Here is a 25625-nt window from a genome sequence, read left to right as displayed (position 1 = left end):
CGCTTATAAGAAAAAAAGCGCTTTTCATAAGTCAGAGAACTGAAAATAGAGCAGCGGGAATTAATTGGCCATTCTCTTAAACCTCATGAAAACCTGTTCAGCGCAGCGGCAATCAGCTATACCGGCGCTATACTCTGTTCGCTTTCGTACAGAAAAATGTCAAAAAACAATAAGGAAATGTGATGAGGTGCAACTTAATGAAGTCTGGTCAGATCTCTTCCTTGCATTAGCAGGCAGCAAGTCAGAAAGTACTTAATTACACACCGTGAAATAATTCTTTTTGTTTCCTACTATGTCATCACAATGAAGTGTCGCCATGCTGATACCATCGAAACTCAGCCGTCCTCTGCGGCTTCAGAACACCATTGTTCGGGAGCGTTTGATAGCCAGACTTGCGAACATTGCGCACTACCGTTTAGCGCTGATCAGCAGCCCCGCCGGCTATGGGAAAACCACGCTGGTAGCGCAGTGGGCAGCAAATAAGAGCGATCTCGGCTGGTATTCGCTGGATGAGAGCGATAACTACCCGGAACGCTTCGCTAACTATTTTATGGCGGCAGTGCAGCAGGCGACCAACGGGCACTGCGTACGCAGCGAAGCGCTGGCGCAAAAACGCCAGTATGCCAGCCTTAGCGCGCTCTTTTCCCAGCTGTTCGTGGAGCTTTCCGAATGGCAACGCCCGCTTTATCTGGTGATTGACGATTACCATCTGATTACCAACGATGCCATTCATCAGGCTATGCGCTTTTTTATTCGCCACCAGCCCGAAAACCTGACGCTGATTATTCTGTCGCGCAATCTGCCTTCGCTGGGCATCGCCAACCTGCGGGTACGCGAACAGCTGCTGGAAATTAACAGCCAGTCGTTAACCTTCACGCCGCAGGAGGCGAAACAGTTTTTTGACTGCCGTCTGCAGCGGCCGATAGGTGCGGATGACTCACAGCGACTGTGCGACGAAGTGGCTGGCTGGGCGACGGCGCTCCAGCTGATTGCCCTGACGGAGCGCCAGTCCAATACGCCGACGCATCAAACCGCGCAACGTCTGGCGGGCATCAATGCCAGCCATCTTTCCGATTATCTGGTGGATGAAGTGCTGGACTGCGTCGATAGCGCGACACGTCATTTCCTGCTGCGTAGTTCTGTGCTGCGCTCGATGAACGATATGCTGATTGCGCGCGTGACCGGCGAGGAGAACGCGCAGTTAAGGCTGGAGGAGACAGAGCGCCAGGGGCTGTTTTTACAGCGCATGGATGACAGCGGAAAATGGTTTAATTTCCATCCGCTGTTTGCCAGCTTCCTGCGTCAGCGCTGCCAATGGGAGCTGAGCAGTGAACTGCATCAACTGCACCGTGCGGCGGCGGAGGGCTGGATGGCGCTCGGCTACGCGGGCGAAGCGATTCATCACGCGCTGGCCGCCGAAGATACCGAACTGCTACGCGATATCCTGCTGCATCACGCCTGGTCGCTGTTTAATCACAGCGAGCTGGCCTTGCTGGAAGAAGGACTAAAAGCGCTGCCGTGGCAATTGCTGGTGGATAATCCACGGCTGATTCTGTTGCAGGCGTGGCTGGCACAGAGCCAGCATCGTTACGGCGAAGTCAACTTACTGCTGGCACGCGCCGAAGAAGAGATGACGATGCAGCAAATCGCTATCGACTCGGTGTTAAGCGCCGAGTTTGATGCGCTGCGCGCGCAGGTGGCGATTAACGCCGGAAAACCGGAAGAAGCGGAGCATCTGGCTAATCAGGCGTTGGCGAATCTACCGCTGGCCAATTATTACAGCCGCATTGTCGCCACCTCGGTAAAAGGCGAAGTGTTGCACTGCCAGGGCGATCTGGACGCGGCGCTGGCGACCATGCAGCAAACCGATGAAATGGCGCGTCACTATAACAGCTGCCACTACGCGCTCTGGGCGCTGCTACAGCAAAGCGAAATTCTGCTGGCTCAGGGCTTTCTGCAAACCGCTTATGACATTCAGGAAAAGGCATTTGCGCTGATTAATGAAGAGGGGCTGGAACAGCTGCCGATGCACGAGTTTCTGCTGCGCATTCGCTCACAGCTGCTCTGGTCATGGGCGCGTCTCGACGAGGCAGAAGCGACCGCACGTAAAGGGCTGGAGGTGCTGGCTAACTTCCAGCCGCAGCAGCAGCTTCAGTGCCTGGCAATGCTGGCGAAATGCGCGCTGGCGCGTGGCGATCTCGATAACGCGCGCCGTCATTTAATCCGTTGTGAAAACCTGCTTGGCAACGGCCAGTATCACAGCGACTGGGTAACCAACGCCGACAAGCCGCGCGTGATCTACTGGCAGATGACCAATGATAAAAATGCCGCCGCCAACTGGCTGCGGCTGACGCCGAAGCCGCCTACCGCCGATAATCACTTTTTGCAGGGCCAGTGGCGCAATATCGCCCGCGTGCAAATTCTGCTGGGCCAGTATGATGAAGCGGAAGTGGTGCTGGATGAGCTGAACGAAAGCGCCCGACGGCTGCGGCTGACCAGCGATCTCAATCGCAACCTGCTACTGCTGAACGCGCTCTACTGGCAGACCGGACGTAAAAGCGAGGCGCAGCAGGCACTGATTGAGGCGCTGACGCTGGCGAACCGCACCGGCTTTATCAGCCATTTTGTCATTGAAGGCGAAACCATGGCGCAACAGCTGCGTCAGCTGTTACAGCTGCATACGTTGCCGGAGCTGGAGCAGCATCGGGCACAGCGTATTCTGCGCGATATTAACCAGCACCATCGCCATAAGTTTGCCCATTTCGATGAAAGCTTTGTCAGCCGTCTGCTGACGCATCCGCAGGTACCGGAGCTGATCCGCACCAGTCCGCTAACGCAGCGTGAATGGCAGGTGCTGGGATTGATCTATTCCGGCTACAGCAACGACCAGATTGCCGGTGAGCTGGAAGTGGCGCAAACCACCATCAAAACCCATATTCGTAATCTCTATCAGAAGCTTGGCGTGATGCACCGGCAGGAAGCAGTGCAGCAGGCGCAGCATCTGCTGCATCTGATGGGCATGAGCGTGGCGTGATTGCTTGCGCGAGTTGTGGTGGTCAATTTTCCTCACGTCATACAGTCCCGCACTGCATTGATCGGTGATGGAATGAGAGAGTTGTCATTGAGAGTGCCGCGCCTTATCAGACGCGGCTTTTTTGTGATACTGCTTCCGCTAAGGTGAAGCGATCTCAGCACAACTCCAGATGCACTTCATGCTGTTCGATTACTTTCATCACGCTGGCGGGCGGCATTTCATTGGTAAACAGATAATCCACCAGGCTCATATTTCCCAGGTTGACCATCGCGTTACGGCCAAATTTAGAGTGGTCGGCCACCAGCATCGCACAGCGGGAGTTCTCAATAATTGCCCGCTTGGTGCGCACTTCGTGATAGTCAAACTCCAGCAGCGACCCATCCATATCAATTCCGCTGATGCCGAGAATGCCGTAATCAAGGCGGAACTGGGAGATAAAATCGAGCGTCGCTTCGCCCATAATGCCGCCGTCGCGGGTGCGAACTTCGCCGCCGGCAATAATCAGGCGGAAGTCGGGCTTGGTCATCAGCAGCGTGGCGACATTCAGGTTATTGGTCACGATGCGCAGATCGCTGTGATTCATCAACGCGTGCGCCACCGCTTCCGGCGTAGTGCCAATATCAATAAACAGCGTGGCGCCGTCGGGGATTTGGCTGGCAACGCGCTGGGCAATGCGCGCCTTTTCCGCCGACCACATCATCTTACGATCCTGCCAGGCGGTATTTTCTGAACTGGAAGGCAGCGCCGCGCCGCCGTGATGCCGCTGAATTTTATTCTGGTCGGCCAGGTCGTTCAGATCGCGGCGAATGGTTTGCGGACTGACGTCAAAATGTTCCACCAGCTCTTCGGTACTCACATACCCCTGACGCCGGACCAGATCGATAATGGCGTCATGACGTTGCGTCTGCTTCACATAAATCTCCTGTTAATAGCGCGGCATCAGGCTGCGCCAGCAGCCTGGCAAATTCGGACATTAACCTTTGCGCACCTTGCGCGTATCAACAAACGCCATCGCCAGCCCGACCACCAGGCCGGTAACATGTGCGGCGTTGGCGATCGCCATGCCAAATGCGCCAAAATAACCAATGACCAGCCACAGGATAGCGAAAGCCATCAAACCGCGCTCCAGGAAAATGCCACTTTCGGGATCGCGCTCGCCTCGCAGCCAGGCATAGCCCATCAGCGCATACACCACGCCGGATAATCCGCCAAACCAAACGCCGCTGAATTTCGCCTGCATCCAACCGCTCAGCAACGCGGAAATCAGCGTAATCACAAACAGTTTTCCGGTGCCGAGCCGTTTCTCAATCGCCCCGCCGATATACCACCACCACATCAGGTTAAACACCAGGTGCAGCAGCGAGAAGTGCAGCAGCGCATGGCTGAACCAGCGCCACAGCTGAAAATATTGCGAACTGTCCGCAGGCCAGGCCATCCATGCCAACGCGGTGCGGTCGCCCACAATCTGCATCAGGATAAACACAGCAATGCAGGCGATGCCGAGCAGCATAGTCAGCGGCCCGGCGCGTTCACGCAAGTTGGCCAGCAGGCTGGCGCGCTGGTAATGAATGCCGCTGTCGGTTCTGCCGCTCTGCCAGCTGGCGGCCTGGTAGCGCGGATGAAAAGGATCGCGAACAAACTGTTCAAGTTCGTTTTCGACCATTTCCAGTTTCGTCTCATCCTCCAGCAGCAAAATAAATTGTTCGTCGTGCTGGATATGCAACGTGACGCCGCGCGTCGCCATATAGTCAACGAACGCCTGCGCCATGCGCGGATTAGTAAACTGAGTCAGTCGTATCATTACTCGCTTCCTGAGTGTAATGGTAAGGCGCGGCGCTTATTCCGTTTGCGTTTCGACCAGCTGTGGAAAGGCCGCTCGCCAGGCATCAAAGCCGCCGTCAATGCTGTAAACCTGATCGAATCCCTGATTAATCAGATACTGCGCCGCGCCCTTGCTGCTGTTGCCGTGATAGCACATCACCAGCACCGGCCGATCAAAATCCGCCTGCTGCATAAAATTGTTCAAGGTGCCGTTGGTCAGGTGGAATGCGCCCTGCGCATGTCCGGCCTCAAAGCTTTGCGGATCGCGAATATCGACCAGCAGCGCTTCGCCTTCAGCCAGACGCTGCTGCGCCATTTCAACGCTAATACATTCAAATTGTTCCATACCGGATTCCGAATCAAGGTGGTGCGATAAGCCGACGGCCCGCTTCCTTTATCAGGATCGCCGCCTTTCAGCTGTGAATTTTTTCATTGTACCGTGAACCAACGTAACTATAACCCAACCAGCTGCAGGGTTAATGCGGCGGTGCCGGACGAATAATGTTAACTGAATCACGCTAAGATGTTTTTATTGGGTTAAAGCTGGCATCAATGTTGGTTTGCGATTATTATTATGCTCGAAAACGAACATAGACGAACTATTCCGAACATCGGAGGAGATGACGTGGAAACCAAAGATCTGATCGTTATCGGCGGCGGCATCAACGGTGCCGGTATTGCGGCCGATGCCGCAGGACGCGGACTGTCAGTGCTGATGCTGGAGGCGCAGGATCTGGCTTGCGCGACCTCTTCTGCCAGCTCGAAGCTTATTCACGGTGGCCTGCGCTACCTTGAACATTATGAATTCCGCCTGGTCAGCGAAGCGCTGGCCGAGCGCGAAGTGCTGCTGAAAATGGCGCCGCACATCGCTTTCCCGATGCGCTTCCGTCTGCCGCACCGCCCGCATTTACGTCCGGCCTGGATGATCCGCACCGGCCTGTTTATGTATGACCATTTAGGCAAACGCACCAGCCTGCCGGGCAGTAAAGGGTTGCGTTTTGGCGCGGATTCGGTGTTAAAGCCGGAAATCACGCGCGGTTTCGAATATTCCGACTGTTGGGTCGATGATGCCCGCCTGGTGGTGTTGAACGCGCAGGAAGTGGTCAAGCGCGGCGGCGAAGTACGTACCCGCACACGTGTTACCCGCGCCTGGCGTGAAAACGACCTGTGGATGGTGGAAGCGGAAGATGTCGATAGCGGTAAAACCTATACCTGGCGCGCCAAAGGCCTGGTGAATGCCGCCGGCCCGTGGGTTAAACAGCTGTTTGACGATGGCCTGAAGCTGAAATCGCCTTATGGCATCCGCCTGATTAAAGGCAGCCATATCGTGGTGCCGCGCGTACATACCGAAAAGCAGGCTTATATTCTGCAGAACGAAGATCACCGTATCGTGTTTGTGATTCCGTGGATGGACGAGTTCTCCATTATCGGCACCACCGACGTGGAATATAAAGGCGATCCCAAGCAGGTGAAAATTGACGATAAAGAGATCGACTACCTGTTGAAAGTCTACAACGCGCACTTTAAAAAGCCGCTGGAGCGTAGCGATATCGTCTGGACCTATTCCGGCGTGCGTCCACTGTGCGATGACGAATCGGATTCGCCGCAGGCCATTACCCGCGATTACACGCTGGATGTTCGAGACGATAATGGTAAGGCGCCGCTGCTGTCGGTATTTGGCGGCAAGCTGACGACCTATCGTAAGCTGGCTGAACACGCGGTGGAAAAGCTGACCAGGTATTACAGCAATATCGGCCCGGCATGGACCAAAACGGCAGTGCTGCCTGGCGGCGATATTGCCGGTACGCGTGAAGATTATGCTGCCAGCCTGCGTCGTCGCTATGCCTTTATTAGCGAAGGCATGGCGCGTCATTACGCTCGCACCTACGGCAGCAATAGCGAAATTATCCTGCAAAACGCCACTTCGCTGGCGGATCTGGGCGAAGATTTCGGTCATGAATTTTATGAGGCCGAGCTGCGTTACCTGATGGAAAACGAATGGGTACGCGAACTGGATGATGCGATCTGGCGTCGCACCAAGCTTGGCATGTGGCTGAGTGACGCTCAGCAGGCGCGCGTCGCGCAGTGGCTGGCGACGCACGGCAAAAAGCCCGCGCTGTCGCTGGCGTCATAAACCGGGCTTTGCGCCAGCCATAGTCAACAAAAATAAATCCCCCGATTAGCGCTCTGCTGACCGGGGGATTTTTATTGGCAGGCCAGAAACTACAGGCGGATAGGCTTAATATGCCAAATCTCGTCGGCGTATTCCTGAATGGTACGATCCGAGGAGAAATAGCCCATATTAGCGATATTCAACGCGGCGAGACGCTGCCACTCATCCGGCTGACGATACAGCTCATCCACTTTATCCTGGGTATCCACATAGCTGCGGTAATCCGCCAGCAGCTGATAGTGATCGCCCAACCCTATCAGCGCGTCGTAGATATTGTGATAGCGTCCCGGCTCCTGCGGGCTGAAGACGCCGGTCGCAATCTGCGTTAGCGCCTGGCGCAGCTCCTCATCCTTTTCATAATACTGGCGCGGGTTGTAGCCTTCGCGCCGCAGCTTCTCCACCTGATCGGCGGTATTGCCGAAAATAAAGATATTTTCTTTGCCTACATGCTCCAGCATTTCAACATTCGCGCCGTCCAGCGTGCCGATCGTCAGCGCGCCGTTAAGGGCAAACTTCATATTACTGGTACCGGAAGCCTCGGTGCCCGCCAGCGAGATCTGCTCAGAAAGATCGGCGGCCGGAATAATGATCTGCGCCAGGCTGACGCTGTAGTTGGGAATAAACACCACCTTCAGCTTATTTTTCACCTGCGGATCGTTATTGATTACCTGCGCCACATCGTTAATCAGGTGAATAATGTGCTTCGCCATATAGTAAGCAGAGGCCGCTTTACCGGCGAAGATGTTTACGCGCGGCACCCAGTTGGCGTTGGGATCGGCCTTGATGCGGTTATAGCGCGTAATCACGTGCAGCACGTTCATTAGCTGGCGCTTATATTCATGGATACGCTTGATCTGCACGTCAAACAGCGCGTTCGGATCCAGTACAATATCCATGTTTTTCGCTACCCAGGCGGCCAGCCGCTTTTTGTTCTCCAGCTTGGCATCGGCAATCTTTTCGATAAAGGCAGGAAAATCGATCTGCGGTTTGATCTCCTCCAGCTGGCTAAGATCGGTACGCCAGTGACGACCAATCACCTCATCCAGCACCTCGGAAAGCGCCGGATTCGCCAGCGCCAGCCAGCGGCGCGGCGTGATGCCGTTGGTCTTATTGCAGAAGCGGCCAGGGAACAGCCGGGCAAAATCAGCAAACAGCGATTGCACCATCAGGTTGGAGTGCAGCTCTGAGACGCCATTCACCTTGTGACTGACTACCACCGCCAGCCAGGCCATGCGCACCTGACGCCCGTTATTTTCATCAATGATGGAAATACGCGACAGCAGCTCCCAGTCTTCCGGGTAGTGATCCTGGATAGTTTTCAGGAAGTAGTCGTTAATTTCGAAAATGATTTGCAGATGACGCGGCAGGATTTTGCCGATCATATCCACCGACCAGGTTTCCAGCGCCTCGCTCATCAGGGTGTGGTTGGTATAAGAGAATACCTGGCACACCACTTCAAAGGCGTCATCCCAGTTGAACTTATGCTCATCGATCAGCAGACGCATCAGCTCCGGGATCGCCAGCACCGGATGGGTATCATTCAGGTGAATAGCGATTTTATCGGCGAGATTGTCGAAGGTTTGATGCATCTCCCAGTGACGGTTAAGGATATCCTGCACCGTGGCCGATACCAGGAAATACTCCTGACGCAGACGCAGCTCACGCCCTGAATAAGTGGAATCATCAGGATAGAGAACGCGCGACACGTTCTCCGAATGGTTTTTATCTTCTACCGCCGCAAAGTAGTCGCCCTGGTTGAATTTACCCAGGTTGATTTCGTTACTGGCCTGCGCGCTCCACAGCCGCAGCGTGTTGGTAGCGTCGGTATCAAAGCCCGGCACGATCTGGTCGTAGGCCATCGCCAGCACTTCTTCCGTTTCCAGCCAGCGCACTTTCGCGCCTTCGTGCTGTACACGGCCGCCGAAGCGCACTTTATAACGGGTGTTGAAACGCTGAAACTCCCAGGGATTGCCATATTCCAGCCAGTAATCTGGCGATTCCGCCTGACGGCCATCGACAATATTCTGCTTAAACATGCCGTAATCGTACCGGATGCCGTAGCCGTGGCCCGGCAAACCTAAGGTTGCCAGCGAATCCAGGAAACAGGCAGCTAAACGCCCTAAACCTCCGTTCCCTAAACCGGGATCGTTCTCCTCATCAATCAGCTCTTCCAGATCAAGCCCCATCTCCTCCAGCGCAAGGCTGAGATCTTCATAGATCCCCATCGCCAGCAAAGCGTTAGATAAGGTGCGGCCCATCAGGAATTCCATCGACAGATAGTAAACCTGGCGTACATCCTGCGAGAGCTGAGCGCGGCTGGATCGCAGCCAGCGCTCTACCATACGATCGCGCACCGCCAGCAGCGAGGCGTTCAGCCATTCGTGCTTATTGGCGGCGGAAGGATCTTTACCCAGCGTAAACATCAGCTTATAGGCAATAGAGTGCTTTAACGCTTCGACCGTCAGCGTGGGTGAGGCATAGGTAAAAGGTGCGTTCATAGCAAGTATCCCAAATCAGGTTACAACAACCGTTGATAAAGATCCCGGTAGGCCTGTGCAGCCACCTGCCAGCTAAAATCCATCGCCATCGCCTGACGCTGAACGTAGCGCCACAGAGAAGGACGGGACCACAAGACAAACGAACGGCGGATCGCGCGCAGTAGCGACCAGGCGTTGCTGTCCTCAAAGCTGAAGCCGCTGGCGATGCCGTCCGCCAGGTTTTCCAGCGAGCTGTCATTAACCGTATCCGCCAAGCCGCCGGTACGCCGCACCAGCGGCAGCGTGCCGTACTTCAGACCGTAGAGCTGCGTCAGGCCGCACGGTTCAAAGCGGCTCGGCACCATAATCACATCCGCGCCGCCCATAATGCGGTGGGAGAAGGCTTCGTGATAGCCGATCTGTACGCCGACGCTGCCAGGGTTTTCCGCCGCCGCCGCCAGGAAGCCCTGCTGCAGCACCGCATCGCCCGCACCGAGCAACACCAGTTGCCCGCCCTGCTCCAGCAGGCTCGGCAGCGCTTCCAGCACCAGATCCAGCCCTTTCTGTTTGGTTAAACGGCTGACCACCGCAAAAACCGGCACGCTGTCGTCCACCTTCAGGCCCATCGCAATCTGCAACTGGCGCTTGTTTTCCGCCTTGGCATCCAGCGTATCGCGGTTGTAACGAGCGTTTAGCAACAGGTCGTGGGCGGGATCCCAAATCAGCGGATCGACGCCGTTGAGAATGCCGCTCAGCCGACCTTCGCGCATCCGCTCGGCCAGCAGCGCCTCCATGCCGTTGCCATATTCCGGCAGTGTAATCTCGCGCGCATAGGTGGGACTCACCGCCGTAATATGATCGGCAAAGAACAGTCCCGCCTTGAGGTAAGAGATTTGCCCGTAGAACTCCAGCCCGTGCATATCGAAAAACGACCACGGCAACTGGATTTCATCCATATGATGCGCGTAGAACAGCCCCTGGTACGCCAGGTTATGTACGGTGAACACCGACTTCGCCGGACGACCGCGCGCCGCTAAATAGGCGCAGGTCAGTCCGGCGTGCCAGTCGTGCGCATGCACGATGTCTGGCCGCCAGTTGGTATCCAGCCCGCAGGCCATTTCACATCCCATCCAGCCGAGCAACGCAAAGCGCAGATAGTTGTCCGGGTAATCGAACTGGTTTTCATCGTGATAGGGGCTGCCGGGCCGATCGTACAGTTCCTCAGCCTCGATCAGATAAATGCCGACCCCATTAAAATGTCCAAAGTGCAGCCTGACCGGGCCTGCGAAAGTTTGCAGCTCAGCGACGACTTCCGTGTCGGTAATACCCTTGCGCAGATCAGGAAACGCAGGAAGTAAAACGCGCGTATCCATTCCTTCTGCTATCTGGGCTGCCGGCAATGCCCCCACCACATCAGCTAGCCCGCCGGTTTTTAACAGCGGGAAGAGTTCTGAACAGACATGTAAAACCTGCATTCTCGGCTCCTTTAACGGAAATCTGGCGCGATCCTCGCGCAGATTATTTGTATTACTGTTTCGTCGGTCAGGCGGAAGTGTCGGCCAACCTGGCCAGCATTTCGCGCGTTACCAGCACGATTCCCTCTTCTGAACGGTAAAATCGGCGGCTGTCTTCGTCAGGGTTCTCGCCGATCACCATTCCTTCGGGAATGACGCAGGCGCGATCGATAACGCAGCGGCGCAGACGACAGGAGCGTCCGACAACCACATCAGGCAGCAGCACGGCTGAATCAAGATTGCAAAACGAGTTCACGCGCACACGCGAGAACAGAACAGAATGCACCACCACCGAGCCGGAAATGATGCAGCCGCCGGAGACCAGCGAGTTCATCGTCATGCCGTGGCTGCCGGAGCGATCCTGGACAAACTTGGCGGGCGGCAACGGCTCCATATAGGTATGAATGGGCCATTCATGGTCGTACATATCCAGCTCCGGCGTTACGGAGGCAAGATCGAGGTTGGCGCGCCAGTAGGCTTCCAGCGTCCCGACGTCACGCCAGTAAGGCACGGCGTCTTCATCGTTCTGTACGCAGGAGAGCGTAAAAGAGTGAGCCAATGCTTCGCCGCTGGCGACGATTTTCGGCAGCAAATCTTTGCCGAAGTCGTGATTGGATCCGGGCGTTTCCAGATCTTCCTCCAGCAGCTGATAAAGATAGTCGGCGTTAAAGACGTAAATGCCCATGCTGGCCAGCGCCTGGGTTTCATCGCCGGGCATAGAGGGCGGCTGCGCCGGTTTCTCAACAAAATCCACCACGCGGTTTTGTTCATTCACCGCCATGACGCCAAACGCCGTGGCCTCGTGAATCGGTACCGGCAGACACGCAATGGTGCAGCGCGCATTGTTATCCACGTGATCCAGCAGCATGCGCGAATAGTCCATTTTGTAGATATGGTCGCCCGCCAGGATCACGATATATTGCGCATCGTAACGGCGAATAATATCGAGGTTCTGCGTAACCGCATCGGCGGTACCGCGATACCAGTGTTCAGTCGAGAAACGCTGCTGCGCCGGGAGCAGATCGACAAACTCATTCATCTCTTCATTGAAGAATGACCAGCCGCGCTGAATATGCTGCACCAGCGAATGCGACTGGTACTGCGTAATCACGCCGATGCGTCGAATGCCGGAGTTAATGCAGTTCGACAGGGCGAAATCAATAATGCGGAATTTGCCGCCGAAGTGAACCGCTGGTTTGGCGCGCGTGGCGGTCAAATCTCTCAGGCGCGTGCCGCGTCCGCCTGCCAGAATGAGGGCTACAGTTTGCGTTGGCAGTTGTCTCGCCAGCATCAGGTGTTCGGTACGTTCTAACTTGACCATGTCTGACTCCTTATAATTGCTTTTGGAACAGACACACGCCGTGCGCGGGCCCGTGCCAGACAGTAGACAGGACTGGGTTATCTTCCCCGGCAAAAGGAGGAACAGCGCGCCACTCTCCGTCTGGTAGAGATATTTCGCTCACGTCTTGCGTCGCATTTATTGTGATCAGCCAGCATTCGGAAAGCAGGATTTGCAGCTTATGCGCGCCCTGTTCCCACTCCTGCGCATTCAGCGGCTGCGCCTGCGCGTTGAGCCACTGAACGTTGCCGTCGCCTTCCGCCCACCAGCGATCCTGCGTCAACGCAGGGATCTGCCGGCGCAAATGAATCAGCGCGGCGGTAAAGGCGCACAGACCTTCGTCCCGGTTTTTCCAGTCAAACCAGGTCAGTTCGTTATCCTGACAAAATGCATTATTGTTGCCGTACTGCGTGTGCCCGTGTTCATCACCGGCCAGCAGCATCGGCGTGCCCTGCGCCAGCAGCAGCGAGGTCAGCAGCGCGTGCGCGCTCCGGCGGCGGCGCTCCAGCACGTTAAGCGATACCGTTAATCCTTCGCTGCCGTGGTTATGGCTAAAGTTACTGTTATGCCCGTCACGGTTATCTTCGCCGTTCGCTTCATTACGCTTGCGCGTAAAGCTCAGCAGGTCGCGCAGCGTAAAACCATCGTGCGCGGTAATCAGGTTCACCGTGGCAGAAGGCAAACGCTCGTCATGCTGAAAGCGGTCGCTGGAGGCGGCAAAACGGCGGGCGAACTCGCCGTTGGAGAGTTCGCCGTGCAGCCAGTAGCGACGCATATCGTCGCGGAAACAGTCGTTCCACTCTGCAAAGGGCGCGGGAAAGCGCCCAACCTGATAGCCGTTCGGCCCGATGTCCCACGGCTCGGCGATCAGCTTCACCTGCGACAGAATCGGGCAGGCTTTTATCGCCCGAAAGAAAGGCGCATCGGCATGAAAGTCGGGCGTTCTGCCCAGCACCGGCGCCAGGTCGAAACGAAAACCATCGACGTGGCATACCGTGACCCAATAGCGTAAAGCGTCGAGTACCCAGTTCATCACCTGCGGATGGCTGAGATTGAGCGTGTTTCCGCAGCCGGTCCAGTTGTGGTAATGGCCGTCGTCGGTCAGCCAGTAGTAGCTGGCGTTATCCACGCCGCGCAGCGAGAGCGTCGGGCCAATCTCCTCCAGTTCGGCGGTATGGTTAAACACCACGTCCAGCACCACTTCGATGCCGGCAGCATGCAGCGTTTTTACCGCCTGCTGGAACTCCTGCAGGGCGCTGCGTCCGCCTTCGCCGGAGGCGTAACGCGGCTCAACCGACCAGAGCGCATAAGGGTTGTAGCCCCAGTAATTACGCAGCCCCATCTGCTGCAAACGCGGCTCGTCAGCAAACTGCGCGATCGGCTGTAGCTCCAGCGTGGTAATGCCCAGCGCGGTGAGATAGTTGACAATAGCAGGATGCCCCAGCGCCGCGTAAGTACCGCGCTGCGTTTCCGGAATTTCCGGATGCCGCTTCGTCAGGCCGCGTACGTGCGCTTCGTAAATCACCGTCTGGCCCCAAGGCACGCGCGGCGCGATATCGTCGCCCCAGTTAAAATCGTCCGCGACCACCAGGCTTTTCGGCGCAATGGCCGCGTTATCCTGCTCGTCGCGCTGCCATTCGCCGCCGTAAAATCGCGCATCGTCCGTCACTTCGCCTTCAACGGCGCGGGCGCAGGGATCGATCAGCAGCTTCGCCGGATTAAAACGATGCCCTTGCTCTGGCGCCCACGGGCCATGCACACGGTAGCCATAGCGCTGGCCCGGCTTCAGATCGGGAAAATAGCCGTACCAGATAGCGTTGGTGTGCGACGGCAGGTCATAACGACTCTCAACCCCGTTATCATCAAACAGGCAGAGTTCCACGCGCTGTGCGTGTTGTGAAAACAGCGTAAAGTTCACCCCTGCGCCATCCCAGGTTGCGCCAGGAGGTTCAGGTTGTCCCGTACGCAGATGGCTCATTCCGCCTCCCTGACCAGCCAAATGGTTGCCAGAGGCGGCAACGTCAGCGTCAGTGAATGCTCACGGTTATGGCTCGGTAATGGATCGCTCCAGACCACACCGCCGTTGCCGCTGTTGCTGCCGTGATAGTGCGCCGAGTCGGTATTGATGACCTCGCGCCAGCCGCCCGGTTGGTTGATGCCGAAGCGATAGTTTTCGCGCGGCACCGGCGTAAAGTTGCTGGCGACAATGATTTCATTCCCTTCGCGATCGCGGCGCGCGAAGATAAAGACCGAGTTCTGATAGTCGTCCACCACCAGCCAGTCAAAACCGCTGCCTTCGAAATCGCACTGGTGCATCGGCGCGTAATGGCGATAGGTATGGTTAAGATCGCGTACCAGCCGCTGAACGCCGTTGTGCCAGTTATCCTCCCCTTCCAGCAAATGCCAGTCGAGGCTGCTGTCGTGGTTCCATTCTCTGCCCTGTGCAAACTCATCGCCCATAAACAGCAGCTTTTTGCCCGGAAAAGCCCACATCCAGCCGTAGTAAGCGCGCAGGTTGGCAAATTTCTGCCAGGTGTCGCCCGGCATACGATCGAGTATCGAGCCTTTGCCGTGGACCACTTCATCGTGCGACAGCGGCAGCACAAAGTTTTCGGTGTAGTTGTAGAGCATGCCGAAGGTCATCTTGTGGTGATGATAGCTGCGGTACACCGGATCGAGTTTCATGTAATCCAGGGTGTCGTGCATCCAGCCCAGATTCCACTTAAACCAGAAGCCCAGCCCGCCCGCCTCCGGCGGCCGCGACACGCCGTGAAAGTCGGTAGATTCTTCAGCAATGGTGACCGTGCCAGGCGCGTTGCGTCCCAGCATCCGGTTGGTGTAACGGATAAAATTAATTGCTTCGAGATTTTCGCGGCCACCGAAATGGTTCGGCACCCACTCGCCCTGCGGACGGCTGTAGTCGCGATAGATCATTGACGCCACCGCATCCACGCGCAGAGCGTCAATGCCGAAGCGCTCCAGCCAGTAGAGCGCGTTACCGGCGAGGTAGTTGCTGACTTCGCGCCGACCGTAGTTGTAAATCAGCGTGTTCCAGTCCTGGTGATAGCCTTCGCGCGGATCTTCATGCTCATAGAGCGCGGTACCGTCAAACTGCGCCAGGCCGAAATCATCGGAAGGGAAATGGCCAGGCACCCAGTCGAGGATTACATTCAGGCCAGCGGCGTGCGCAGCAGCGACAAAGTGGCGAAACTCATCGCGCGTACCGAAGCGGCGCGTCGGCGCGTACATGCCTACCGGCTGATAGCCCCAGCTGCCGTCGAACGGATGCTCGTTAATCGGCATCAGCTCAATATGGGTAAAGCCCATCTCTTTCACGTAAGGGATCAGCTGCTCTTCCAGCTCCTTATAGCTCAGCCAGAAGTTGTTATCGGTATGACGACGCCACGATCCCAGATGCACTTCATAAATAGAGATCGGCGCATCAAAGGCGTTAGCGGCCTTGCGATCTTCGCGCATCGCCACTTTTTCCGGCAGCCCGCAGATCACCGAAGCGCTGTCCGGCCGCATTTGCGATTCAAACGCGAAAGGATCGGATTTCAGGCGCAAATGTCCATGCTGGTCGATGATTTCATATTTGTAGAGCTGGCCATTGCGTGCGGCAGGCACGAACAGTTCCCAGACGCCAATTTCCCGACGAAAGCGCATCGGATGGCGACGGCCATCCCAGTAGTTAAAATCGCCGACCACCGAGACGCGGCGGGCGTTCGGTGCCCAAACTAGGAAACGGGTGCCGCTGATGCCGTCAATCACATCGGCATGGGCGCCCAGCGTCTCGTAGGGCCGCAGATGGGTGCCTTCCGCCAGCAGCCAGCTGTCCAGCTCCTGCAGCAGCGGGCCGAAGCGATAGGCATCGTCAATCAGGTTTTGTTCGCCGTGCCAGGTAACGGCAAGCTGGTAGCGAAACGGATTTTTTCGACGCGGTATCACGCCGTGAAAAAAGCCGCGGGAATCGAGACATTTTAACTGGGCGCATTTGCGACCGGTGCTGGTTTCGATTACCCACACTTCAGAAGCATCAGGCAGCAGCGCACGGACTTCGAGTCCGTTGCTGGTTTGGTGCATTCCCAACAGTGAAAACGGGTCAGCGTAATGACCTTCAATAATCGCATTGATCGCCTGGCGATCCGGGAGCTCTGACATGACTTTCTTCCTGTGATTTACGGTAGCCGAAACTTTAACGTAGGAGGACGTTAGCCTGACTACTCTTCAATGAGCCATGCGCGCGCCAACAGAGCCGCAACTTTCCCTGGAAAAAGCGTTGCCGCGCACATCAACTTTTAATATTCGAAACAGAAAACAAAAACGGTCATGCTAAGCATAGACAAGGCAAACCATAAGCTTGCGGACTTTGCACAAAATAATTTTCATGATGCCAAAAAGAGGAGATGGATCACCTGGAGATTAAATTTACGCCAGTATTTTGCAAACGCAGGAAATGCGGTTGTCAGAGGGAAATTTGCCCTATGGCACAAAATGCAGCACAGGGCGATAACGGGTTAATCTACCAGCAAACGCAGCATGCGACGCAGCGGTTCGGCGGCGCCCCATAGCAGCTGATCGCCAACGGTAAAGGCGGAGAGATATTCCGGTCCCATGTTCAGTTTGCGCAGGCGTCCAACCGGCGTGGAAAGCGTGCCGGTGACCGCCGCAGGCGTCAGTTCGCGCATCGTCAGTTCACGATCGTTAGGCACCACTTTCACCCATTCATTATGGGCGCCCAGCAGCTGTTCGATTTCCGCCAGCGGCAGATCTTTTTTCAGCTTCAGCGTAAAGGCCTGGCTGTGGCAGCGTAGCGCGCCAACGCGGACGCACAGGCCGTCCACCGGAATGGTCTGCTGTGTGCCGAGGATCTTGTTGGTTTCCGCCTGGCCTTTCCACTCTTCGCGGCTCTGGCCGTTTTCCAGCTGTTTGTCGATCCACGGAATCAGGCTGCCCGCCAGCGGAACGCCGAAGTTATCAACCGGCAGCGTGCCAGAGCGGGTAAATTCAGTGACCTTGCGTTCAATATCGAGAATTGCCGACGCCGGATTCTGCAGCTCTGGCGCAACGTGATCGTGCAGCATACCCATCTGCGTCAGCAGTTCGCGCATATGACGCGCGCCGCCGCCAGACGCTGCCTGATAGGTCGCCACGGATGCCCACTCCACCAGATTCTGCGCAAACAGGCCGCCCAGTGACATCAGCATCAGGCTGACGGTGCAGTTGCCGCCGACAAAGGTTTTGATGCCTTTATCCAGCCCTTCACGAATCACCTGGTGGTTAACCGGATCGAGAATAATGATCGCGTCATCTTTCATGCGCAGCGTCGAAGCGGCGTCAATCCAGTAGCCCTGCCAGCCGCTGGCGCGCAGCTTCGGGTAAATCTCACTGGTATAATCGCCGCCCTGACAGGTGATAATAATATCCAGCGCGCGCAGCGCCTCGATATCATACGCATCCTGCAAAGTTCCGCCGTGACCACCCACTGTCGGCGCGGCCTGGCCGTGCTGGGACGTGGAGAAAAATACCGGGCGAATCGCGTCAAAATCACGCTCTTCGCTCATGCGCTGCATCAACACCGAGCCGACCATACCGCGCCAACCAATAAGACCTACATTTTTCATTGCACACCTGCTACAGGCTACCGGTGCCATGCTGCACTGCCGAAACGGCGGCATCATGTTGGGTAGCGCCTGACTGTCTGAAGAGTAAAAATATCGGTTCGCCAGAAAGCGAAGCCCGCCAGAGAAAATTTGGTTTACCTGTGACCATCAACTCTACAAAATGCAGCACTGCTGGCAAGTGAATTAATTCGATTGAGGTTAATCTTTTCAACAGCACTGCTAATAACGGCGCTGCTCACTCAAGGATAAAGAGCAAAATAAATGACTGAAATGATCTCCGCGACCATATTATTGTTGTTGATTATGGACCCGCTCGGCAATTTGCCGATTTTTATGTCGGTTTTAAAGCATCTGGAGCCGAAACGGCGGCGCGCGGTATTAATTCGCGAAATGCTGATTGCGCTGGGGATCATGCTGCTGTTTTTATTTGCCGGCGAAAAAATTCTCGCGTTTCTTAACCTGCGTACCGAAACGGTTTCCATTTCCGGCGGCGTTATTCTGTTCCTGATCGCCATTAAAATGATTTTTCCCTCAGCGGAGAGCAACAGCACCGGCTTGCCGGTTGGTGAAGAACCTTTTCTGGTGCCGCTGGCGATTCCGCTGGTGGCCGGGCCGTCGCTGCTCGCCACGCTGATGCTGCTTTCCCATCAGTATCCCAATCAGATGGGCTATCTGGTCGGCGCGCTGCTGTGCGCCTGGGGCATTACGGTAGTGATTTTACTGCTCTCCGGCCTGTTTCTGCGCCTGCTGGGCGACAAAGGCGTCAACGCGCTGGAGCGTCTGATGGGGCTGATTCTGATTATGCTGGCGACCCAGATGTTCCTCGACGGCATTCGCGCCTACCTGAAGATTTAACGCGCCTGTGCAGAGAATCGCGTCCTGTACCATCAGCGGCAAAAGAAGTTACGGCACGGATAAATAAGGACCGGTGGTTACAGAGAAAGGACTTGCGCAGGAAATAACGGCGGGCGGATAACTTATCCGCCCGCATCGATCAGGAGAGCAGTTGGAAAGCGATCATGCCGATAATGGCGCCGACGGTGCCCAGAATGGTTTCCATCAGCGTCCAGGTTTTCAGCGTTTGCGCCTCGGTCGCGCCGGTAAAGCGGCCAAACAGCCAAAAACCGGCGTCATTCACATGGCTGACCACAATCGATCCGCCAGCGATACAGAGCGACAGCGCCGCCATCTGCGCGCCGTTGTAATGCAGCGGCTCGATGACCGGCATCACCAGGCCGACCGCCGTTAAACAGGCCACCGTCGCCGATCCCTGAATAATGCGCACCGCGGCGGCAAGAATAAAGCAGGCCAGCGCAATCGGCAGACCCGCGCCAGTTAAGGCATTGCCCAGCGCCGGGCCAACGCCGGAATCGACCAGCACCTGCTTAAATACGCCGCCTGCGCCGATCACCAGCAGAATAATGCCCGCCGGCTGCAGCGCACTACTGCACACCTGCATCACCTTCTCTTTATCCATGCCCTGACGCCAGGCCAGACCGTAAATCGCCAGCAGCAGCGCCAACAGAATGGCGGTAAAAGGATGGCCAATAAATTCCAGCCATTCATACAGCCGCGAGCCTTCCTCAGTGAAACGCGCGCCGATGGTTTTCAGCCCGACCAACACCAGCGGGAACAGAATCAGCGACAGGCTAAAGACGAACGACGGCAGCTTATGCTGCTCCACCTCCGGCTGCGCCACCTCTTCCGGCACGTTAAAACTGACGTGACGGCTGATAAAGTTGCCGAACAGCGGCCCGGCGATCAGCATACCGGGCAGCGCCGCGCACAGCCCCAGCAGGATCATCCAGCCAAAATCGACATGCATCTGCGAGGCAAGCAGCATTGGCGCCGGGCCAGGCAGCAGAAACGCCGCGGCCGCCGCCACGCCTGCGAACAGCGGAATCACCAGTTTTACCAGGTTATCGCCGGTGCGGCGCGCCACGGCGAAGGCGATGCTAATCAGCAATACTACCGCCACCTCAAAAAACAGCGGCAGCGCGCAGATCAGACCGGCAATGCCCATCGCATAATGCGCCCGGCTTTCGCCGAAAGATTTCAGCATCCGAACGGCAATTTGATCGACCGCGCCGGTCTCATGAAGGATTTTGCCGAACATCGCGCCCAGCGCCACCACCACGGCTAAAAAGCCGAGCGTGCCGCCCATGCCCTTCTGCATGGTTTCCGCGATTTTATCCAGCGGCATGCCAGAAAACAGACCGGCGCCAAACGACACTAATATCAGGGCAACAAAGGCGTGCATACGCGCCTTCATCACCAGAAACAGCAGCAGTAAAACCGAGCCTGCTGCAGTTAAAACCAGGGTTGCGGTACTCATCAGAAACAACTAGTCCTTTTTGATCGCACCCTCAACGGTAGCGATAGTGGCGGCAACGACTTCTGGCAGGGAATGATTAATATCCACCACCAGCACATCACTTTCATCGCTGCCCGGCTCTTCCAGCGTAGCGAACTGTGAAACCAGCATTTGCGGCTTAAAGAAATGACCTTTGCGCGCCTTCAGGCGACCTTCGATTGTTTCAAAATCGCCTTTCAGATAGATAAAGGAGAGGTTGTCGTTACCCTGGCGCAAGATGTCGCGGTAGCTTTTTTTCAGGGCGGAACAGACGATGATCGATATGGCCTGCGTGCGCTGCATAGCAAATGCCGCATCGTTAACCGCTTGTAGCCAGGGGCGGCGATCTTCATCATTCAGCGGGTGGCCTTCGGCCATCTTTTCGATATTGGCGCGTGGATGCAGAAAATCGCCGTCGAGAAACGCGGTTTTCAGCTGATGCGAGACTTCATAGGCAACGGCAGATTTACCGCTGCCTGATACGCCCATCAAAATAAAGACGTGATGTGACGGCGACTGATTTTGCATTGTTATTTGCTCCGGCAGATGAAATGCTAATGTTACCGATAACATTAGCGCACCCATTCTCGGTACCTGCGTTCATCAGCGCAACCTGTCTGCCAGGAAAAGCCTGGAAGTGTGAGCAGGTTCAAAAAAACATCAGATTCAGATGCTCTCCCCTTCCTCGATGTCAAAACCGACATCAACAGGCTGATGCACGCTGGTATCACCGCCAATACGCGCCAGCAGCAGCGCGGCCGCCTCGCTTCCCATCCGTTCACGCGGCGTTAACACCGTCGCCAGACGCGGCGTCACCACGTGAGCAATATCGTGCCCGTGGAAACCGGCAATCGCCATCTGCTGCGGGACGCGTAATCCCAGGCGTTGACATTCAAACATAGCACCAATCGCCAGATCGTCATTGGTGCAGAACAGGCTGTCAGTTTGCGGATAACGCCGACGCGCTTCGCACAACAGCATGGCGCCCGCGCTGAAGGAAGAGGCTTCCTCCATCATCACGCTGCGCGGCACCAGCCCCGCTTCGCGCATCGCCAGTTCGTAGCCTTTCTGCTTTTGCAGCGTGCGCTCATCAAGGCGCGCGCCAAGATAAACGGTGTGTCGATGCCCTTTCGCCAGAATGGCCTGCGTCATCTGCCGCGCCGCCTCGACGTTGTCGAAGCCCACCGCCATATCCAGACAGGGGGATACGCTGTCCATCATTTCAATCACCGGAATACCGGCGGTTTCGATCATGCGCAGGCTGGCTGGCGTATGGGTACGCTCGGTAAGGATCAGCCCGTCGATATTCCAGCCCAGCAGCGAACGCAGCTGTAGCTCCTCTTTTTCCGGGTTATAGCCGAAGTGACCAACCAGCGTTTGATAGCCCGCCGCGTCGGTAACGGTTTCGATACCGCGCAGCACATCGGCAAATACCTGGTTGGTCAGCGAAGGCAGCAGCACGCCAATCGCGCGGCTGGTAGCGTTCGAAAGCATATCGGGCGCGCGATTAGGAATGTAGCCCAGCTCATCCAGCACCACGGCGATTTGCGCGCCTAACGCGGCGGAGACCTGCTGCGGATTACGGAGATAGCGGCTGACGGTCATTTTCGTCACGCCGACACGGTCGGCAACATCCTGAAGGACGGGTCTTTTTTTCTTCATTATCATTCGCAGGCCAGAGGGAGATGACAGTGAGTTTACAAAAAAAGCGGTGTGGTAACGAGTAGGGAAAGCGCGCCGGGCCAGATGCCGTCGGCGCATTGATGATAAGCGGATAAAAAAAAGCTGCCGTGGGGCGTTTTCCCCGACGGCAGCCTGAGCCAGCATTATACCGGCGGCAGATCGAACAGCAGGATTTCCGCATCGCTGCTGGCCTGCAGCGTCAGCGCGCTTTCTTCCCAAATGGCCAGCGCATCGCTAGTGGAGACCGGCTGGTCATTAACCTGCACGTCACCTTTAACCACCTGAATCCAGATGCGGCGCGTCGGATCCAGCGTAATGCTGTCGCTCTCACCCGCTTTCAGCACCCAGCGCGACAGCGTCATATCCTGGTAAACCTTCAGCGAACCGTCGCGCGCATCCGGCGACAGAATCAGCTGGCGGCCCTGTACATCGGCAAAACGGCGCTGGTCGTAACGCGGCTCGATGCCGGTTTTTTCAGGAATAATCCAGATCTGATAAAGATGCAGCGGCTCGCTGCTGCTGGCGTTATATTCCGAGTGACGCACGCCGGTACCGGCGCTCATGATCTGGAATTCGCCCGCCGGGATCTGTTCTTTATTACCCATGCTGTCCTGATGCTCCACGGTGCCAGAAAGCACGTAGGTCAGAATTTCCATATCTTTATGCGGGTGCGTGCCAAAACCCTGGCCACCGGCGATCACATCTTCGTTAATCACCCGCAGCGCCGAGAAGCCCATAAAGTTGACATCGTAATAATTCGCGAAGGAGAAAGTGTGCCAGCTATCGAGCCAGCCGTGGTTAGCATGTCCGCGCTCTTGTGCGTTGCGTACATAAATCATGTTCAATGCTCCTCAATGTTTTTTTGTAGTCTGGGGCCGGAGCGATGCGAATGATAGCTGAAAAACTTCACGCCTCTGTTCAAAAAAAGTGAACGGTTTATGCAGGCAATAAGGTTTGAGGAAAAATGCAGGATAAAAAAAAGCCAGCACCCGGGCTGGCTAAGAAATACTGGAAGCAATGTGAGCAATGTCGTGCCTTCGCAGGAAACCGATGCCGGCCTCGCTGGAGTGCATGACAATAATAATCATTATCATTCTCGTCTGTAAACCCCCAGACGGGAAATTAATTGATTTTTTAGCGGATTCCGCTGAATGTTAACGACAAAGCCCTTTTATAACAGGAATATAACATGAGCGAAATTATCATCCGACATGTTGAACCGCAGGATGCCCGCGCGCTGCAACAGATCTATGCGCAGGAAAGCACCTTTAGCGATACGTTGCAGATTCCCTGGCCTTCATTGCAGAGCTGGCAGGATCGCATTGCCCACCCGCAGCCGGGTCAGTATCAGCTGGTGGCCTGCATTGATAATCAGGTGGCCGGAAATTTAACGCTGGAAGTGAGTCAGTCGCCGCGTCGACGCCACAGCGCCAGCTTTGGCCTGGGCGTTGTTGCCAGGCAGCGCGGTAAAGGCGTTGCGCAGGCGCTGATGCGTGCCATGATCGCGTTATGCGATGGCTGGCTGAACGTGGAACGTATTGAGCTGACGGTTTATACCGATAATAAAGCGGCAGTGGGGCTGTATAAAAAATTTGGCTTTGTCATTGAGGGTACGGCATCTCACTATGCGCTGCGCGCAGGCGAGATGGTGGACATTTATTATATGGCGCGGCTGCGTAGAGCCTTAAAGGACGCCACTTCGCTTGCCGGAGATTGAGTACGCGCATGCGCAGATCAGCAAAGGCATCGGTATTGCGAGAGACAACCGTTATTTCATGCAGATAAGCCGTGTCAGCATAGCGCCTCCGACACGGCTCGAGGTTTAATATCCGGCGGTAAGATCATCTACCGTGCGTGGATCGGAGGCGCCGTACAGCGTGCCGTCCGGCCCGATCATAATGCTTTGCGTGCTACCCATGGCCGGTAAGACTTTGACGTTCTGCCCTTTGGCGCTAAGCAGTTTCAGCGTATCGGGACTGAAACCTTTCTCAACGCGCAGTTCATCCGGCAGCCACTGATGGTGAAAACGCGGCGCATTTGTCGCTTCGGCGACGTTCATCCCAAAATCGATACTGTTAATTACCATTTGTAGCACGGTAGTAATTATACGGCTGCCGCCCGGGCTGCCGGTAATCAGCCAGGTCTTGCCATCTTTCACTACAATTGTTGGCGACATTGACGAGAGCGGACGCTTGCCAGGCTGCACGGCGTTCGCTTCGCCGCCAACCAGGCCGTAGACATTTGGCGTGCCGGGACGGGCGGAGAAATCATCCATTTCGTTGTTCAGCAAGATACCGCTGCTGCCCGCGACGATGCCGCTGCCGAAGTTGGTGTTCAGCGTATAGGTTACCGCGACTGCATTGCCTGCTTTATCCACCACCGAGAAGTGCGTGGTTTGATTGCTTTCATATGGCGCCAACTTGCCCGGCTTGATGCGATCGGAAGGACGCGCTTGCGCCAGGTCGATTTGTTGAGCCAGCGATTTCGCGTAGGCTTTGCTGGTCAGTGCCTGCCAGGGCACTTTCACAAAATCGGGATCGCCAAGATATTCCGAGCGATCGGCGTAGGCATATTTCTCCGCTTCAGCGATTACCTGCATCGCATCGGCACTGCCGAAGCCCATTTTTGCCAGGTCGAAATTTTCAAGGATATTCAGGATCTGCACGATATGAATACCGCCGGAGGATGGCGGCGGCATGGAAAAGACCTCATAGCCGCGATAGTTGCCGCCGATCGGCTGACGCTCTACTGCGCGATAGGCTGCCAGGTCCGCTTTGTTAATCAGGCCGCCGTGCTGTGCCATTTCTGCCGCAATCTGGTCAGCGATTTCACCCTTGTAGAACGCATCGGCGCCCTGACGCGCAATCAGCGACAAGCTGTGCGCCAGGTTTGCCTGTACCAGCCGTTCCCCCTTTTGATAAGGCGTGCCGTCTGGTTTGAAGAAAATCGCTTTGCTGTTGTCGTGTGAAAGCAGCACCTCTTTGCCGTAGGTATTTAAATCATCCGCCAGCGCATCGTTGACGATAATTCCTTTCCGCGCCAGCTCAACCGCAGGCTGCACCAGTTTACTCAGCGGCAGGGTACCGTATTTCTGCGCCGCCAGCGCAAAGCCCGCTACCGTGCCGGGCGTGCCGGAAGCCAGCGGCGAAGTGAGGGATAACTTGCTGTCGGCATTGCCCTGTTTATCCAGGAACATATCCCGGCTGGCGCGCGCGGGCGCGATTTCACGGAAGTCGATGGCGGTGGTACGCCCGGAAGCCGTACGCAGCAGCATAAAGCCGCCGCCGCCCAGATTGCCCGCCTGTGGATGGGTCACTGCCAGCGCAAAACCTACTGCCACGGCGGCATCCACCGCATTGCCACCCTGACGCAGAATATCTACGCCGACCTGGGTGGCCGTCGCGTCCACGGAAGCCACCATGCCCTGCTTCGCCCTTACCGGATGGAACGTATCCGCCTCGATGCCATAGGAAACCGGCGGCGCGTTCTGTACCAGTGCCGACGCCGAACCGCCCCACAACAGCGTCAGCAACGCAGCGGTTAACTGCCATCCCTTCACTTTTTTCTGCATATCATCACCCGCTTTATTGTTGTTTACATTGTGTTT

Annotated in this window: 18 protein-coding genes; 4 read left to right on the top strand and 14 right to left on the bottom strand. The window is 56.2% G+C overall.

The window, feature by feature from the left end:
- The first annotated feature begins 316 nt into the window (after window positions 1-316).
- Window positions 317-3034 (top strand): HTH-type transcriptional regulator MalT, encoded by a 2718-nt coding sequence (gene malT / locus P3C52_RS01605; RefSeq protein ID WP_275553480.1) that lies wholly within the window; start codon window positions 317-319, stop codon window positions 3032-3034.
- A 154-nt stretch (window positions 3035-3188) separates the two neighbouring features.
- Here malT and P3C52_RS01600 read toward each other — a convergent pair whose 3' ends face one another.
- Genes P3C52_RS01600 through glpE form a run of 3 tightly spaced genes read right to left on the bottom strand, consistent with a single transcriptional unit; the run spans window position 3189 to window position 5201 of the window.
- Window positions 3189-3947, bottom strand: a complete 759-nt coding sequence (locus P3C52_RS01600) for a DeoR/GlpR family transcriptional regulator (protein WP_275553479.1) — start codon at window positions 3945-3947, stop codon at window positions 3189-3191.
- Between the two features lie 60 nt (window positions 3948-4007).
- Complete coding sequence (gene glpG / locus P3C52_RS01595) at window positions 4008-4832, bottom strand: rhomboid family intramembrane serine protease GlpG (RefSeq protein WP_275553537.1); 825 nt, start codon at window positions 4830-4832, stop codon at window positions 4008-4010.
- A gap of 39 nt (window positions 4833-4871) precedes the next feature.
- Window positions 4872-5201 carry a thiosulfate sulfurtransferase GlpE gene (gene glpE / locus P3C52_RS01590; RefSeq protein ID WP_275553478.1) on the bottom strand — a complete coding sequence of 110 codons (330 nt, stop codon included), beginning with the start codon at window positions 5199-5201 and terminating at the stop codon, window positions 4872-4874.
- 279 nt (window positions 5202-5480) lie between these two features.
- On the opposite strand from glpE, the gene glpD reads away from it, so the two are divergent.
- Entirely contained in the window at window positions 5481-6989 is a 1509-nt protein-coding gene (gene glpD, locus P3C52_RS01585) for a glycerol-3-phosphate dehydrogenase (protein ID WP_275553477.1), read from the top strand.
- An 89-nt stretch (window positions 6990-7078) separates the two neighbouring features.
- Here the strand turns inward: glpD and glgP are convergent, their stop codons facing one another.
- From glgP to asd, 6 genes are all read right to left on the bottom strand, one after another.
- Window positions 7079-9526 (bottom strand): glycogen phosphorylase, encoded by a 2448-nt coding sequence (glgP, locus tag P3C52_RS01580; protein WP_275553476.1) that lies wholly within the window; start codon window positions 9524-9526, stop codon window positions 7079-7081.
- A 20-nt stretch (window positions 9527-9546) separates the two neighbouring features.
- Complete coding sequence (gene glgA / locus P3C52_RS01575; RefSeq protein ID WP_275553475.1) at window positions 9547-10980, bottom strand: glycogen synthase GlgA; 1434 nt, start codon at window positions 10978-10980, stop codon at window positions 9547-9549.
- A 67-nt stretch (window positions 10981-11047) separates the two neighbouring features.
- A complete protein-coding gene (gene glgC, locus P3C52_RS01570; RefSeq protein WP_275553474.1) occupies window positions 11048-12340 on the bottom strand; it encodes a glucose-1-phosphate adenylyltransferase in 1293 nt (430 codons plus the stop codon).
- A 10-nt stretch (window positions 12341-12350) separates the two neighbouring features.
- A complete protein-coding gene (glgX, locus tag P3C52_RS01565) occupies window positions 12351-14336 on the bottom strand; it encodes a glycogen debranching protein GlgX (protein WP_275553473.1) in 1986 nt (661 codons plus the stop codon).
- On the bottom strand, window positions 14333-16519 hold the full coding sequence (gene glgB / locus P3C52_RS01560) for a 1,4-alpha-glucan branching enzyme (protein WP_275553472.1): 2187 nt from the start codon (window positions 16517-16519) through the stop codon (window positions 14333-14335). Before glgB ends, glgX begins: the two co-directional genes overlap by 4 nt.
- A gap of 356 nt (window positions 16520-16875) precedes the next feature.
- Window positions 16876-17982, bottom strand: coding sequence for an aspartate-semialdehyde dehydrogenase (asd, locus tag P3C52_RS01555; protein ID WP_275553471.1), 1107 nt, complete (start codon window positions 17980-17982; stop codon window positions 16876-16878).
- A 261-nt stretch (window positions 17983-18243) separates the two neighbouring features.
- On the opposite strand from asd, the gene P3C52_RS01550 reads away from it, so the two are divergent.
- Window positions 18244-18837 (top strand): YhgN family NAAT transporter, encoded by a 594-nt coding sequence (locus tag P3C52_RS01550; protein WP_275553470.1) that lies wholly within the window; start codon window positions 18244-18246, stop codon window positions 18835-18837.
- A 139-nt stretch (window positions 18838-18976) separates the two neighbouring features.
- On the opposite strand, the gene gntU is transcribed toward P3C52_RS01550, so the two are convergent.
- From gntU to P3C52_RS01530, 4 genes are all read right to left on the bottom strand, one after another.
- Complete coding sequence (gene gntU / locus P3C52_RS01545; protein ID WP_275553469.1) at window positions 18977-20317, bottom strand: gluconate transporter; 1341 nt, start codon at window positions 20315-20317, stop codon at window positions 18977-18979.
- A gap of 9 nt (window positions 20318-20326) precedes the next feature.
- Entirely contained in the window at window positions 20327-20863 is a 537-nt protein-coding gene (gene gntK / locus P3C52_RS01540) for a gluconokinase (protein ID WP_275553468.1), read from the bottom strand.
- Window positions 20864-21001: 138 nt separating this feature from the next.
- A complete protein-coding gene (gntR, locus tag P3C52_RS01535; protein WP_275553467.1) occupies window positions 21002-21997 on the bottom strand; it encodes a gluconate operon transcriptional repressor GntR in 996 nt (331 codons plus the stop codon).
- Between the two features lie 164 nt (window positions 21998-22161).
- Window positions 22162-22857, bottom strand: coding sequence for a pirin family protein (locus P3C52_RS01530; protein WP_275553466.1), 696 nt, complete (start codon window positions 22855-22857; stop codon window positions 22162-22164).
- 350 nt (window positions 22858-23207) lie between these two features.
- Between P3C52_RS01530 and P3C52_RS01525 the strand changes: the two genes are divergently transcribed.
- Window positions 23208-23735 carry a GNAT family N-acetyltransferase gene (locus tag P3C52_RS01525; RefSeq protein WP_275553465.1) on the top strand — a complete coding sequence of 176 codons (528 nt, stop codon included), beginning with the start codon at window positions 23208-23210 and terminating at the stop codon, window positions 23733-23735.
- Window positions 23736-23840: 105 nt separating this feature from the next.
- On the opposite strand, the gene ggt is transcribed toward P3C52_RS01525, so the two are convergent.
- Window positions 23841-25589 (bottom strand): gamma-glutamyltransferase, encoded by a 1749-nt coding sequence (ggt, locus tag P3C52_RS01520; protein ID WP_275553464.1) that lies wholly within the window; start codon window positions 25587-25589, stop codon window positions 23841-23843.
- Between the last annotated feature and the right edge of the window lie 36 nt (window positions 25590-25625).

This window comes from Mixta sp. Marseille-Q2659 (assembly GCF_940807255.1).
GTDB lineage: Bacteria > Pseudomonadota > Gammaproteobacteria > Enterobacterales > Enterobacteriaceae > Mixta.
The sequence above is the reverse complement of the archived record's forward strand: the minus strand, read 5'-3'. Positions and strand labels throughout refer to the sequence as shown.